Consider the following 14,441-nt stretch of genomic DNA (forward strand, 5'->3'; position numbering starts at 1 on the left):
AGCATATGCTAATGGATTCCTCCGCCGCGCAGCCAGGCCCTTCCCTTAAACGAACAGGATCTACCCAGGCAAGGCAGCCAACCCGCCTTTATCGTTACTCGAAATAGTAGGTAAAACCTATTGCCCCCGGTCCCGTATGCGTGCTGATCACCGGCCCCGTATAATCGATCTCGATGTTCGAATACCCTGTCAATTCGGCGATTTTTTCCTTCAGGTTCTCCGCCAGCTTGCAGCCTTCGGCGTGAACCAAACCTACGCCTTTGATCGTGCTGCCTTTCACATCGTCCGCAAATTGTTTAGCCAAATGCTTCACGACCTGAGCATGACTGCGCGCGTTCATGACAGGCGTATACACGCCGTCATTCAGCGTGCCGATCGGCTTGATGTGCAGCAGCGATCCGATCAAGGCTTTACCCCGGCCGATCCGCCCGCCTTTTACGAGATTCTCCAAGGTATCGACTACGACATACAGCCGCGTCGCCGCACGAATTTCGTCGAGACGCGCAACGATGTCTTCCATGCTCCGACCTTCCGCCGCCATCTGAGAGGCTTCGATTACCTGGAACCCGAGCCCTCTGGAAATATATTTGGAATCGACCACGGTCACGTTCGTGTCCGTCATGTCCGCAGCCATCGCCGCGGAACGTACGGTTCCGCTCATGCCGCCCGTCATATGAATCGAAAGAACATCATAACCTTCCGCGCCCAAACGATCATACAGCTCGACAAATGTTCCGGCAGCCGGCTGCGAGCTTTTCGGAAGCTCATTGGCTTGAGTCATTTTCTGAATAAAAGTCTCGGGCGTGATATCCACCCGATCCGTATACGTTTGTCCGTCGATAGTGAAAGAAAGCGGCACCATCTCTACTCCGTGCTCCGCCAATACCGCATCGCTCAAATCTACGGTTGAATCCGTAACCACTTTAATTTTGCGCATTCGTCACACTCCTGTATGCGATCAGCCAACATCCGCCGCCGCTCATCGCATCGGAAGGTATATCATCGTAGCTGTCTCAATCAGTATACAGCCAGATGCATGTTCACACAAACCCGACACAATTTTGTAAAATTTTATTTAAATTTTTACATATCATTTGATCCCTATTTTTCGGATTCATCTGCAAGTAAAGCTGTTTGTCTTCCTGCATAATTCGGGTGCCCCGGATCGACGTCCAGCACGAGCCGATGCGGACCTGCCAGCGCATATTGATGCTCGCAGCGCCAACGTACGTCTTCGGTCGGTCCGAACGTCTCGCCGTCCTGAATCACGTCGCCGCGATCAAACAAATAATAGCCCAGATTGGTCAAGTATTGCGCGACCTCGCCCGGCTCAAGATCAAAGTAGTGACACTGCGCGTCGGGCACGCCGAGCGCCGCCAGCCCCACCGTATCCATCAACATTTCTTCGCGTTCGCTGCCCGTACCCTGCACGTTGAAAAAACGCACGTTCATCGCTCCGTACAAAGTCGCCCCTGCTTCGATCGCCGTCAAATAATCGCCGGGTTCCAGCAGTTTATCGCTTTCCCGGAAATAAACCGCGTCGCACGGAGCCGTTTCCAGCACCGCGCGCAGCGTTCCGGTAATCAGACGAAGACGATCTTTCGGCTCAAGGCCGGAAGCCATCATGTCGGTCAAAAATAGCGAATGCCTACATTCTTCCACCACGGCGCCGGCGTCCGGCCAATGCCACGCCTGCTGCACCGCCGTTTCGTATTCGGAAGCGGGGCGGTTCTTGGTCGGCATCAACGACGTTTGCGCAGGCATGTCCCCATCGGCAAAACTAACCAGATAGTTCAGATGGAAAAAGTGCAGCATGTCCGTTTCCGACTTTTCCGACGGCTCCCAGACAGCCAAGCCCGATCCCGATTTCTGCTCCTCCGGCTGCCGAAGTTCTCCCGTATATAGCGCCATTTTTTCATACAGCCGTTTACGCGAAAATTTCGGCTTTTCTTTATACTTCAACTCGATCGTATAGACGCGCGCGAAGCCGAAATCCTGGTCGGCGGCAAGCATCTCCTCCGTTTGCCGGTCCATCTCCGTCTCTTCCTCGTTCCCGTCCGAACGGTTCCGTTCCTCCGTCATGTCCGCATACCTCCCGTAATCGATAGATAAGGCTTGGTGCAAGGGGACAACCTATCAGCTTGAATAAAAAGAACAGGTCGTACGCTCGAAGTTGCCGTTCAACAAATCCTCTTTGCGAATAAAATAATGCAGCACGCCCGAATCTCCCCATTGGAAACCGATGTCTTGATCCGAATCGATCTCCGCCAGCATGACGATATCCGCGACTTCGCGTTCCGCGCGCTCCCGATCGCCGCCGAACGCTTCGGTCAATCGCTCGATGGCTTCGTTCGGATAATACGTCGACTCGCACCCGAACAGCTCCAATGCGGCCATATACTCGTCGTCTCCATGCTGACCCTCGGCGTAACCGAACATCCGAACGGTCGTAAATGGTTTGTCTCCTTCTAACGCAAAGCCCAGTTCCTCGTATTCGTCCCATTCGTGGTCTTCGTCTTCGATCTCGTCGTTGTCCGCGTAAGCATATCCCGGCAGGTCGATCGCAGCGCGCGCGCTCAGCCGATGAGGGAGATACGCGCCGTCTTCCCGTTCATGCACGGTGGGTGAAGGAGCACTTTTGCGTACCGCCCCCGTCATCTCCGCAGGGGACGCATGCAAGACTTTGTGCTCCACGACCGAATCGTAATCTCCGGCAAAAAAGAACAGCATCCCTTCAGTGGGAAGTCGATTTTCCGGATCCAGTCCTGCAAGTTCGCCCAGATTCAACTGCAAAACGAAAGTCATGGGCGTTCCGGAGGAATCGAGCGGCCAATCGGCATTCTCCGGCAGGTCCGGCTCGCCGGCCGCTCTGGAATTCCCGACCGCCTTGTACGTTTCTTCTCCCGCGCATGACAGCTTGATCGTCTGTTTGGCCGTGCGCTGCAAGTACTCGGCCGCGTGGGCAAAATCATTTTCTTCGATCACCCGCTCAAGGTATTTGCGATTTTCTTCGCTTAAAGCCATTCTTTTCCCATCCTTTCCTTCAACATCATGATGTCTTCTTTTTCGCTTTTCTTTTTCAAGTATATACGATAGCCAAGGTGAATTTCTAACCGACAAAAGCAGGGATAAAAAAACCGATACGCGGCAAAGCGGTTTTGAACTGACGCATTTCCTTTCGAACTTCTTTCCAAACTGGTAGAATAGAGAAGTTATGTTTAAAAAGGAGGTCCGCAATTGCAATCGTTCAGGCGCATGACGGCCGGTATCGCCAGATGGCCGCGCAACGTCAAACTATTTTTTCTTGCCAACCTGCTGTATCAGATCGGCGGCGGGATGTTTTCGGTACTTTACAATCTTTATATTCAAGGCATCGGCTATAACGACGCCATGAACGGCCGGGTCGTCAGTATCCAGTCGCTTGCGACGGCCTGCATTTTCATCCCGATCGGTTTGTTCGGCGATCGGCTCAGCCGGAAAACGCTGCTGGTCATCGGCGCTTTGTTCAGCGGGATCGTGTTCGCGCTTCGCGCATTCGCCGAGGCCGAACCGCTGCTGTTGATTTTGGCTGTTTGTTCCGGCGTGTTCGCGGCCTTTTTCCAAGTGCTTGCGATCCCGTTTTTGGCCGAAAGCGTCAAAAAGTCGCAGCGGCTCGCTTTGTTCAGCGCCTACTCCTCGTTGATGCTGGCCGCTCAGGTACTGGGCAGCATGGGCGGCGGCGTGCTTGCGGACAGCCTTCAGCATTACGGAATCGATCATGTGCTCAGCCTGCGCTTCACGCTGTTCATGGGCGGAATCGCGACGCTCGCGGCCTTCGTGCCGATGTTGTTTATTCGCGAACAGCGCAGACAGTCCGAGACGGCGAAAATTTCCGAAGCGCCGCAGGCACAATCGCAGCCGAGCGCCGAACCGAACAAAGCCGATACGGCAGGAAAAAAAGCTTCCGACGGAAGTTCGCGCATCATTTTCTGGTTCGTATTGGCGCAGCTCCCGATCGGCCTCGGATCGGGACTCGTCGTTCCGTACTTGAACCTGTACTTCACCAACCGCTTCGGCGTCTCGATCTCCATGATGAGCCTGTTGATCTCGCTCGGACAAATCATGACCATCGTGTCGATGCTGATCGGTCCGTCTTTGTCCAAAAAGGTCGGTCCCGTGCGCGCCGTCGTCATTTTCCAGCTTTTGTCGCTTCCGTTCCTGCTGACGACCGGATTCACCAATATCGCCTTGGTGGCCTCCATCGCCTTCCTGTTCCGCCAAGCGCTGATGAACGCGGCCAACCCGATCCAGTCCGCCGTCATGGTCGACCGGATTCCGGACAACAAACGCAGCATCGCCAATTCGCTGACCCAGACCGCTTTCATGCTCGGTTGGGCAAGCATGGGACCCGTGCAATCGTTTTTGGTTACGACGTACGGCAACTATTGGGGGTACGCCATTACGTTCAGCATTACGGGCGCGCTGTATGTGACGGCTTCGCTGCTTTATTACTTCAAGTTCCGCGAACGCCCGGCTCAGCGGATACGCACCGCTGCGCATTAATGCACGGCGCTCTATTTAACAGATCAACTTTTCTTAATCGAATGCCGAAAAAATACGCCGTTTCGGCTTCAATACTTCAATCGCATCAATAAAAAAAGGGATGACGCCGATCGTGATCGGTGTCATCCCTTTTACTTGATTTCTTCATCTAACGATATTGCTTATGCAGCGATATTGGCTGCTTAAGCCTCTACCAATACCGGCGTCTCGTAAGCGTTATCCAGCTTGCGCTGACGGCGCAGTACCGCTTCCGGCGGCGTAACCGACGGAGCGTCCGGGTGCAGCAGCCACGACTTCACGAAGTGCGTGTCGGAGACTTTGAACATCGGAGGTTCTTTCTCGAAGTCGATCTTCATCGCATAATTGCTGCGCAGAGCAAATGCATCACCGACCGGCGGATGCAGCAGATCCGGAGGCGTGCCCGGAATAGCCGTCAGTTTCTCTTCGCCGTTGCTGTCCAGTGCAGGCATCGAGGACAACAGACCCCATGTGTACGGATGACGCGGATCATAGAAGATCTCGGCAGCCGTTCCCATTTCGACGATTTGGCCTGCGTACATAACCGCGACACGGTCAGCCATCTTCGCCACGACGCCAAGGTCATGGGTGATAAAGATGATCGAAGTTCCGATCTTCGCTTGCAGATCCTTCATCAATTCAAGAATTTGAGCCTGAATCGTTACGTCAAGCGCCGTTGTCGGTTCGTCGGCAATCAGCAGCTTCGGGTTTGCGGCCAGTGCCATCGCGATCACGACACGTTGACGCATACCGCCGGAGAATTCGTGCGGATATTGGTTGAAGCGCTTTTCATGGTTCGGAATACCGACCAGCTTCAGCAGTTCCAGACCGCGTGCACGAGCATCGGCCGCGGAAATTTTTTCGTGCGTGAACAGAACTTCCGTGATCTGCTTACCCACTTTCATCGTCGGGTTCAGCGAGGTCATCGGGTCTTGGAAGATCATGCCGATCTCTTTGCCGCGCATTTTTTGCATTTGGTTTTGTGTTTTCTTAACCAAATCCTGGCCTTCGAACAAGATTTGTCCGCGCTTGTACTGACCTTGCGGTTCAGGCACAAGCTTCATGATCGCCTGCGAAGTTACGCTCTTGCCCGAGCCCGATTCGCCTACGATTGCCAGTGTTTCGCCCTTATCCAAATGGAAGTTAACGCCACGGATCGCCTGAACTTCGCCGGCGCGGGTTCTGAATGAAATCGCCAAATCTTTGACTTCGAGAAGTCTCTCCATTATCTCCACTCCCTATAAAGCCCGTTCACGGAGGAACGGGCCGATTGTCGCTTTTCGCATATCGTTCTCGCGAGTCGTCCGCAGCCGCGAACCTCGCTTTTCCGAACGTTTTGGTATGATTCAGGAGAACATTATTTTACGAAACCGTATGTAATATTGTAACTGCTTGCGTATCTGGCAGTCAAGCAGACATTAGATGTTAGGTGTCTGCACCCGAAGGACTTTACACAAAAAAACGACGGTAAAAAAAGAAATGATGTATGATGAAAAACAGACTGGAACGATAAGGAGGCTATGCCATGACAAATAAAAAAGCTCGCTTGGAGGAAGTCCGACAATTCCTGCCCCAATGGCTTGAGGAAAGCCGCAAGGAAGCCGCCTCCGGAGAAGTGGCTTCCTATATTCCCGAACTATCCAAAGCCTCCCATACCGCTCTGGGCATTCATCTGCTCGATATTCAAGGCGACTCTGCTTCCGCCGGAGATTGCGGGATGGCCTTTACGCTGCAAAGCATTTCGAAAGTATTCACATTGATCCTTGCGTTGATGGACAACGGCGAAGAAGCCGTATTTGAGCGCGTAGGCATGGAACCGACCGGAGACAACTTCAATTCCATGCTCAAGCTTGAGCTTGTGCGTCCCGGCATTCCGTTCAATCCGCTGATCAACGCGGGGGCCATTACGATATCTTCCATGATCAAAGGCTCCTCGCCCGAAGAAAAATCAGCACGGATTCTCGACTTTTTCCGGCGTTTATCCGGCGGCAGCCTTCTTGAAGTCAACGAAGCCGTCTATCGCTCCGAATTCGAGACGGGCAATCTCAACCGCTCGATCGCGTACTTCCTTGTGGAGAACGGCGTGCTGAACGGCAGCGTCGAAGAAGTGCTTTCCATTTACTTCCGTCATTGTTCGATCGAAGCGACCTGCCGCGATCTGGCGCGCATGGCTTTGATTCTGGCCGGCGACGGCACCGATCCGCTCAGCGGGGAAAATCTGATCCCCCGCCGTTATGTGCAGATCGCCAAGACCTTCATGATCACATGCGGCATGTACAACGCTTCCGGCGAATTCGCCATCAAAGCCGGACTTCCTGCAAAAAGCGGCGTCTCGGGCGGTATTTTGACCTTTGTACCCGGCGCTCTCGGTATCGGCTTGGTCGGTCCGGCATTGAATGCAAAAGGCAACAGCAGCGCGGGCGTGCATCTGATCGAACGCTTGTCGCAGCGCATGGACTGGAGCTTATTCTAAGCCATTGATCGACCAAACCGGCGCTTGAAGTCCGGATTTTCAGTACGCAGGCATCCGGCTGGTTTTTTAAGACACCGTCTGCTTATCCGCGGTCTGCGACCCGGCAGAACGCGCTTCGCGTACCGCCCGGTTGCAGGCCGCCATATACGCTTCGGCCGCGGCTACGAGAATGTCGCGGTTCGTTGCCGTGCCGCGATGCAGCGCTTCGCCCAAGCGAACCGTCACCGTTGCTTCTCCCGCAGACGTTTCCCCGGCGGATACCGAATACAACTCCAGATCGGCAAACTCGATCGGCTCCGGAATCGCGCGTCGGATCGCGTCGACCGCTGCTTCAACAGGCCCTTCTCCGCCGCCCGTGTACACCGTAGTACTTCCGGCTTCGTTATTGCGGATTTTGCAAGAAGCCACGCGGTGCGCTCCGTTGCCCGTCACAATCTGTACTTCCTCCAGCGTATACGGCTCCAACGCCCGATCCACCGCTTGCCCCGCCAATTGCATCAACTCGTGGTCATGCACGGTTTTCTGGCGATCGGCTTTTTCCTTGAATGCCGTATACAGCTGTTCCAACTGTTCGTTGTTCAATTCGACGCCAAACTCCGCCACCCGATGGCGCAGCGCATGCCGTCCCGAGTGCTTGCCCAGCACGATCATGCTGCGCGGGATGCCCAGACGTTCCGGGTCCATGATCTCGTACGTATTGCGATTTTTGAGCAAGCCGTCCTGGTGAATGCCCGCCTCATGTTGAAACGCATTACGGCCGACAATCGGCTTATTGAACGCGATCGGCGCTCCCATCATGCGGCTGACCATCTGCGAGGTGGCATAAATTTCTTCCGGGCGAATATTCGTCGTCACGCCGAAATGATCACCGCGCGTCGCCAAAGCCATCGCCAGTTCTTCGAGCGAGCAGTTGCCTGCGCGTTCGCCGACTCCGTTAACCGTCACTTCGACATGCGTGACTCCTGCCCGAATCGCGGCCAGGCTGTTGGCCACGGCCATGCCCAGGTCATTGTGACAATGGGCGCTGAATTCCACGCGGTCGCTTCCGCGCACGCCCTTCATCACCCGAGTGAACATGGCACCGTATTCTTCCGGCAGCGCAAAGCCTACCGTATCCGGAATATTCAGAATCGTCGCTCCTTCTTCGATGACGGCTTCCAGCACTTCGAACAGGAATTCATCGCCGGTCCGCGTCGCATCCATCGGCGAGAACTCGACCTCGTCTACGAACCGCTTCGCGTAAGATACCATTTCGCGAGCCAGATTCACCACTTCCGCGCGCGTCTTCTTCAACTGGAAGTCCAAATGGATATTCGATGAAGACAGGAACATATGCAGTCGTCTGCGCTCCGCGTCTTGAGTCGCGCGAATCGCCGAGTCGATATCCGCCTTCACGGCGCGGGCAAATCCGCAGATCTCGACGCCTTGAATCTCGCGTGAGATACGCTGTACGGCCTGAAAATCGCCGGGACTGGAGATCGGGAACCCCGGCTCGATCGTGTCTACGCCCAGCGCGGCCAACCGATGAGCCAACTTGATCTTTTGTTCGACATCCAGCGAAGCGCCAGGCGCCTGTTCGCCGTCTCTCAACGTCGTATCGAAAATTTTGATTTGTCTGATTCCTGTTTCGTTTTTCATCGTCAATCGCCTCCGAAAGTAAGTTGATGTTCTATTGCGCTGCTGGGACGCGTTTTAAAACGCGTCTTTGCCGACATATAAAAAAGCCCGTCGTCTCTAGTTCAAGAGACGACGGGCTTAAGCCGCCGCGGTACCACTCTCGTTGATCTTCGATCCGCCTGTAAGCTGCTCGAAGACCCGCTTGAACCCGGATAACGGTCGGGTGGCCAGTCAGCTTACTTCCGCTTGCGCTTAGGATCAAGCATGCTCAGCGGAGCTCGGCTTCCGCGCTTCCGGGCGAGTTCGGGGAAACGAACGCCGCGTCGCACCCGGTACCTTGTTAACGCCAAAGGTACTCACCCGCAGCTCTCTGTGCATCGTTTCCGATCCTACTACTCCCGTTCATTGCGCTTGTTCATTAGGTTGATTTATGACTCTACAGGTAAAATAAAAAGCCCGTCGTCTCTTGGTTCAAGAGACGACAGGCTGTGCTGTCGCGGTACCACTCTCGTTGATTCCGTTTGTCCCGGGGACAAAGCGAAATCCGCTCGTCGGCCCTCTCACGTGGGCGAGTCCGTTCAAACTTGGGATTCCTTTGCAGCTCGACGCTGCGGAAACCATTGGGTTTGACCGCTTCCGGGCGAGTTTCACCGAGCATGCCGACTGCGTCGCACCAAATCCGCAGCTCTCTTGACGACCGCTTTCGGTTACTGATCCCGTTCATTGCGTTTTCATGTGTCAGTTTTGTGTCATTCTAATCCTGTTACCTGATCTTTGTCAACCCTGAATTTCCGGATTGAAGATTAAGGATGTACGGTCGAGAAGTGCTCGACAACCGGAAAAGGATCATAATAATCATGCAGCAACCTTTTCCATTCCAGATACTGTGCCGAGCCGCGAAAGCCTTCCGTATGTGCTTCAAGCGTCTCCCAACGAACCAACAACAGATACTTTTGATCGTCTTCCAGGCAGCGTTGAAGCTCATGGTTCAGGTATCCTTCGATCTGGCCGATATACGTCGAAGCCAGACGAAAATCACGTTCGAAATCTTCGGTACGACCCGGTTTGACCTGTAACATAGCCGCTTCCAGTATCATGGCTGCTCACTCCTTTGCATTTGGGCAAGTATACCAGAATCCGGTTTCGCGTCAACCTGCCCTCTGCTTGAACGCCGGACTTCCATTCTATTTCTTCTGCCTGCTCCTATCGACTCGACGTGCTTCCGGTACGATTGAACGATCGGATCAGCGGCATTGCACGCGCATATTTCACCCGGAATCGGCAACAAGACCGCGAGCGTCGTTTTTTAGTCCATGAGAGCGAGACACAACACTTCCATCAATAGCGTCAACGCCAACGTAATCAGATCAGTCAAATGATAAGCAAAAAAGCTTTCCGAACGCCCCGCATCATCGAATACGATCTTTTTGAGTCAGCAGGAATGATCAACTCCGGTTCAACTTGCAGAACAGCCTCCAAATCAACCTCATTTGCAAAGCTCTCATTGTCCTTGCCTACGAGACGTTCACTGAAGATTGGGAATCGGTTCCGTATGGCTTTTTGAATCCGATGTTCAGCTTGTAATCGTTAAGTCCACCTTGCCGCGACTTTTCATAAAATGTTCGTGTACCGGATTCTCTCCGCTCCCGCAAAAGCTTCCCCCTCAAAACGAACACGATACGCATCAGGCATGGAAAGCCCCTGCCAAAATGAATAGCCGTACTGCTCATCCCAACTGCCAAGCATTAACGTCAACACATCGCCGTGCGTTCCGACCGCGATTCGTTTGCCCGCATGCTCCCGCAGCAATTGCCGGATGACGGGCAAAGCCCGCGCACGTGCCTGCCGGCTGCTCTCTCCGCCCGGCGGACAGTAATCCAAATCTTCGTAACAACGACGTTTCGCTTCGGCGAATCCTTCCGGACCGAGATCCTGCTTCCCCGATACCAGCCGTTCGCGCAGTGCGTCATGAAGCTCAATCGTTTTCCCGGCATATTCGGCCAACGGAGCAATCGTATCCACGGCCCGCCGATAAGGACTGGAGACGAAAACTTCGATATTTTCCTGTTCCAATCGACGACATACGGCCGATGCTTCTGCTTTCCCGCTATCGGATAACCGGCGTTCCAGCTCTCGCCCATGTTCGTACGCCGAATGGGCATGACGCACAAAGTACAATACGGTCTCTTTTTCGACTTCGTTCAGGCTGCCGTCATTGATGTCCGACAATATCGCTCGCCTCCCAGAATGCATAATACTCGCCCAGCAGTCCTCCCAACGTCTCCAGCTGCGGATAATCAGGCAAAATAGCCGGATCGACCGCATTTTGAATGCGCGGCAACGTCAGATATAGTTTATTCAAACGATGTCGATACGCTTCGGCCGGTCTTTCTTGTTCGCTCCGAACGACACGCAGCTCCTGCGGACGATACAAAAACCGATGAGTTTCCTCCACAGTCTCCGGATGTCGACGCAGCAGGGCAAGCAGCTCCTCGTCGGCCAGATTGCCCATTTGCGTTCCGCTTAAACCTCCGGCATCAATAAGGCGCTGCGTCAGCGCTCGAAGAACGGCAACAGGGCCGATATTGTCGGCCGAAGCATGATAATGCGCTTCATGCACGATCAGCTTGAGCATCTGTGCCGCCGTGTCCGTATCCGCTTCGAGATGCGGACCCGACAGCCTGAAGCCGCGCAGCAGCTCGGACGCCGGCCTCGACAAGATTCCGAAGGCCGCCGCGCTGCGCACCCACGAATCCAAATGATCGGCATGAAGCACGCCTTCGCGGCTTCGCAGCGGACTGGGTATCGTTCCTTCGATCAGATCAAGCACCGTCTGCCGATTCAGTCCGTCGAGCGCGCGATGAATCTCTTCCGAAGCCAGTACCTTTTCGGAATGCCGATGATGATCGAAGCCTTCTAACCCTTCCAATGCGTGGCTGAACGGTCCGTGCCCTACATCATGCAGCAGCGCGGCCGCACGCAGTTCCGGCCAGCCGGGAGCAAAATGAGCCACGCATGCAAACACGCCCAGCGTATGCTGCAATCTTGTCGACGTATGCTGAGTATGCAGCGAGGCGGGGCCTGCATGGCGCACGTAATGCAATCGGCGCACCGCACTCGTCCGCAGCAGCTCAACCTCGATCAGGCTCGGCATGATGACCGTTCCCCATAAAGGATCGCGTAAAGCGCCCGGGCCCGCCATTTGACCATAAGTTCCGTACGAACTTTTTTCATGCTTATCCGTCATTGTCGTTCTGCGCATCTAGTCGTTCTCCTTCCGCGACCTCGGTTCAGCCTACATTTCACGCTCATTCGCTAAGTATAACGTTTCCGGATCAAGCGGTAAAATTCGGCATTTGTCCGCTTCTCGACTTCTTCTTGATCCATGACATACAATCGGTATACGGGTTTTGTGCAAAAATGATGAGTCATGTCACGCTGAAGGAGCCTTGCGCCTATGAAAAAATGGGTTACTCTTGCCGTTTATGCCGCAGCTTTGCTTTTGATTCTGATCTATCGTCACGAGCTTCAGGCTCTGATGGAAAACGTCTCTTTGCCGGTCTCCACCGGATTCGCACTTGCTTTTCTGTTCGCCTTTTTCCCGGTGCTCCCGTATAAGCTCGTGATCGGTTCGCTGGGATTTCTATATGGACCTGCGCTCGGCGCGCTCACTGCATGGCTTGCCGTCACTATGGCCTCTTTGCTGCAATATGCGTTGGTTCGTCGATTTTTCCGGGAGCAAGGCCGCGCCGCGTTATCGAAGTTTTCCGGTCTGGAACGGGCCGGACAGCTGATGGAACGTCGGCCGTTCTTGGTCATTTTGGCGGCCCGGCTCGTCCCTTTATTACCGCAAGCCCTGGTTAATCTGTATCCGGCCTTTTTGAATATTCGACCGATCGTTTACATCACCGCTTCGGCTCTCGGCAAAATTCCCGCCATGCTCGTTTTTGCTTTCGTGGGACAAAACTTATTTACGGATTTGCCGAAAACGCTGACGGTATTGGGTCTGTACGGAGGGTTCCTGCTGATCGTTTATGCGGCGTACCGCTTCGGTCTTCGTCGGTAAAGGCGGCGGGCAAGCCCGTTTGCCGGATTCGCTTGCGGGGTAAAAGGAGAATACGCAGACGATGCATCAAGCATCGTCGAATGAAAGGGTGGTAACGATGGAAAAACAAATTCAAGCACTCAATGAATGGTTAGCGGACAAAACCGGACAAACGTTAAAAATCGAAAAACAAGAAAGCGGGGACACCGACATCGTTCATTTCGAGCTCCGAGAGATCGGCGAACGAGAACAAGACAATCCGGTCGACGACTATCTGGAGCGAGCATTCCTGCTTCACGGATCGGGCAGCATCGTGAACGGCGACGGCGAATCCGTTCCGCTTCCCGGCGATACGTACGAGATTGTGTTGAACGAGCTCGAGATCCGGAAGCAGGACGAAAATCAGCTTTCCTTAAAAAATGACCGTGCAGAGTATACGCTGAGCATCAATTTGCCGCATTAACGGGCATGACGCTCGCGACCGCTCCTATCCATACGCCATTCAAAAAGCCCGCCGCTACTCTCGATGAGTAGGGCGGGCTCTATGATAATCGCTTAAAAGCGGATTTTATTCAGAATAGGTCTTACTTAGCTTCCGAACTTTGGTACAGCTCGATCAGTTCTTCGATTGCCGCTTTGCTGACCATTTTACCTTTGAAGTATACGAGGTCTTCAGCTTCGCCGGTGAAGATGCAAGTCGGAGCGTATTTTCTCAAGATGATGCGCTCTCCGTCAACGAAAATTTCCAGTCCGTCTTTGATGTCGATACCCATTGTTCTACGAAGTTCAATCGGGATTACAACCCGTCCGAGTTCATCTACGCGTCTTACGATACCTGTTGCTTTCATTGCTATAATTCCCCATTTCGATTAAAATGTTAGTTGTCGACAAAAGATCGTCGTTATTCGATTTTATTCGACATTTTGTGCCTGCCTCTACTGTACTCTCCTTTATATATCTTGTCAATATGGAAATTTATACTACGGTAAAATTTTTTTTCGAATATATGAAAAATAAAGCGAAACGCCTAATAAGGGCATTTCGCTTTATTTTTGAAGTCTTCATGTCAGTTTTACCGCTTATTCGGACATCCATTTTATATAAGTATTTGGAAAAGGTTTTCGAAAGTCATTGCTGTCGAAATTATTCGACTTCTTCCTGACTATACAAAAAAAGCTTCTCGTAGGAGTCGGATAGAGACTCCTACGAGAAGCTTTACAAGTAAGGGCTAAAATAACGAGTACCATGACCGATAAGAATGTTGGGTTACTCCCCTCAAAGGATTCAATTCGGTCAAGCCATTAGGCCCCGGTCTGTTGGATCAAGCTTGGACGGATCAGATGCAGCGTCGTTCCCGAACGACCGGCTTCAATAAAGCCCAAACGCTGGTAATACTCGTAAACGTCCGGTGCTTGTTCCGTAACGTCTACGACCAGTTCGCCGCGCTCCGCTACATGTTCAAGCAGCAGGTCGGAGATTCCCTGGCCTTGATAGTGAGGATGAACGACAAGCAGTTCCACTTTCGGCCCGTTCATTGCGATGAAACCGGTCAACTCTCCGCCGAAACGACTGCGTACTCCATGCAGCTCCATCTTGTCGACAATGTTTTCCTGGAACAAATGGACATAGCCTTCAATATCGCCTGGATCGAGATCGTACAACGTCCGATGCACCGAGATTAACCACATTTCCGTCAACCGGTCCTTGTGTTCTTCCGTACACGTAATGATTTGCATGCGTACATCC

General features: G+C 53.3%; 14 protein-coding genes and 1 other annotated feature. Of the genes, 4 read left to right on the forward strand and 10 right to left on the reverse strand.

What is annotated here, in order from left to right; all coding sequences use genetic code 11:
- Positions 1-94 precede the first annotated feature (94 nt).
- The 3 genes from HRQ63_RS06995 to HRQ63_RS07005 form a co-directional block, all read right to left on the reverse strand.
- Positions 95-937, reverse strand: coding sequence for a DegV family protein (locus HRQ63_RS06995; protein ID WP_172241194.1), 843 nt, complete (start codon positions 935-937; stop codon positions 95-97).
- A 164-nt stretch (positions 938-1,101) separates the two neighbouring features.
- A complete protein-coding gene (locus HRQ63_RS07000; protein ID WP_172241197.1) occupies positions 1,102-2,082 on the reverse strand; it encodes a DUF4261 domain-containing protein in 981 nt (326 codons plus the stop codon).
- A gap of 54 nt (positions 2,083-2,136) precedes the next feature.
- Entirely contained in the window at positions 2,137-3,024 is an 888-nt protein-coding gene (locus HRQ63_RS07005) for a YwqG family protein (protein WP_172241200.1), read from the reverse strand.
- Positions 3,025-3,237: 213 nt separating this feature from the next.
- Here HRQ63_RS07005 and HRQ63_RS07010 point away from each other — a divergent pair, with 213 nt between their 5' ends.
- Complete coding sequence (locus HRQ63_RS07010) at positions 3,238-4,542, forward strand: MFS transporter (RefSeq protein ID WP_371873234.1); 1,305 nt, start codon at positions 3,238-3,240, stop codon at positions 4,540-4,542.
- A 182-nt stretch (positions 4,543-4,724) separates the two neighbouring features.
- On the opposite strand, the gene HRQ63_RS07015 is transcribed toward HRQ63_RS07010, so the two are convergent.
- A complete protein-coding gene (locus HRQ63_RS07015) occupies positions 4,725-5,786 on the reverse strand; it encodes an ABC transporter ATP-binding protein (RefSeq protein ID WP_216673873.1) in 1,062 nt (353 codons plus the stop codon).
- Positions 5,787-6,085: 299 nt separating this feature from the next.
- Here HRQ63_RS07015 and glsA point away from each other — a divergent pair, with 299 nt between their 5' ends.
- A complete protein-coding gene (glsA, locus tag HRQ63_RS07020) occupies positions 6,086-7,033 on the forward strand; it encodes a glutaminase A (protein WP_172241206.1) in 948 nt (315 codons plus the stop codon).
- A gap of 66 nt (positions 7,034-7,099) precedes the next feature.
- Here the strand turns inward: glsA and HRQ63_RS07025 are convergent, their stop codons facing one another.
- From HRQ63_RS07025 to HRQ63_RS07040, 4 genes are all read right to left on the reverse strand, one after another.
- Entirely contained in the window at positions 7,100-8,671 is a 1,572-nt protein-coding gene (locus HRQ63_RS07025) for a 2-isopropylmalate synthase (protein WP_172241209.1), read from the reverse strand.
- A gap of 450 nt (positions 8,672-9,121) precedes the next feature.
- Positions 9,122-9,383: a binding site (T-box leader), on the reverse strand.
- 70 nt (positions 9,384-9,453) lie between these two features.
- Complete coding sequence (locus tag HRQ63_RS07030) at positions 9,454-9,747, reverse strand: antibiotic biosynthesis monooxygenase family protein (RefSeq protein WP_172241212.1); 294 nt, start codon at positions 9,745-9,747, stop codon at positions 9,454-9,456.
- Between the two features lie 514 nt (positions 9,748-10,261).
- Positions 10,262-10,879 carry a histidine phosphatase family protein gene (locus tag HRQ63_RS07035; RefSeq protein ID WP_229714265.1) on the reverse strand — a complete coding sequence of 206 codons (618 nt, stop codon included), beginning with the start codon at positions 10,877-10,879 and terminating at the stop codon, positions 10,262-10,264.
- A complete protein-coding gene (locus HRQ63_RS07040) occupies positions 10,863-11,912 on the reverse strand; it encodes an HD domain-containing protein (protein ID WP_172241217.1) in 1,050 nt (349 codons plus the stop codon). Before HRQ63_RS07040 ends, HRQ63_RS07035 begins: the two co-directional genes overlap by 17 nt.
- A gap of 195 nt (positions 11,913-12,107) precedes the next feature.
- Between HRQ63_RS07040 and HRQ63_RS07045 the strand changes: the two genes are divergently transcribed.
- Both HRQ63_RS07045 and ymzB read left to right on the forward strand, forming a co-directional pair.
- Entirely contained in the window at positions 12,108-12,716 is a 609-nt protein-coding gene (locus tag HRQ63_RS07045) for a TVP38/TMEM64 family protein (RefSeq protein ID WP_172241220.1), read from the forward strand.
- Positions 12,717-12,813: 97 nt separating this feature from the next.
- The gene (gene ymzB, locus HRQ63_RS07050) at positions 12,814-13,158 is read left to right on the forward strand and encodes a protein YmzB (protein WP_229714266.1); all 345 of its coding nucleotides are present in this window, start codon (positions 12,814-12,816) and stop codon (positions 13,156-13,158) included.
- A 121-nt stretch (positions 13,159-13,279) separates the two neighbouring features.
- Here ymzB and HRQ63_RS07055 read toward each other — a convergent pair whose 3' ends face one another.
- Both HRQ63_RS07055 and HRQ63_RS07060 read right to left on the reverse strand, forming a co-directional pair.
- The gene (locus HRQ63_RS07055; protein WP_018975153.1) at positions 13,280-13,543 is read right to left on the reverse strand and encodes an AbrB/MazE/SpoVT family DNA-binding domain-containing protein; all 264 of its coding nucleotides are present in this window, start codon (positions 13,541-13,543) and stop codon (positions 13,280-13,282) included.
- 453 nt (positions 13,544-13,996) lie between these two features.
- Positions 13,997-14,431, reverse strand: coding sequence for a GNAT family N-acetyltransferase (locus HRQ63_RS07060; protein WP_172241226.1), 435 nt, complete (start codon positions 14,429-14,431; stop codon positions 13,997-13,999).
- Positions 14,432-14,441: the final 10 nt, after the last annotated feature.

The sequence above is a fragment of the Saccharibacillus endophyticus genome, from assembly GCF_013185185.1.
GTDB lineage: Bacteria > Bacillota > Bacilli > Paenibacillales > Paenibacillaceae > Saccharibacillus > Saccharibacillus endophyticus.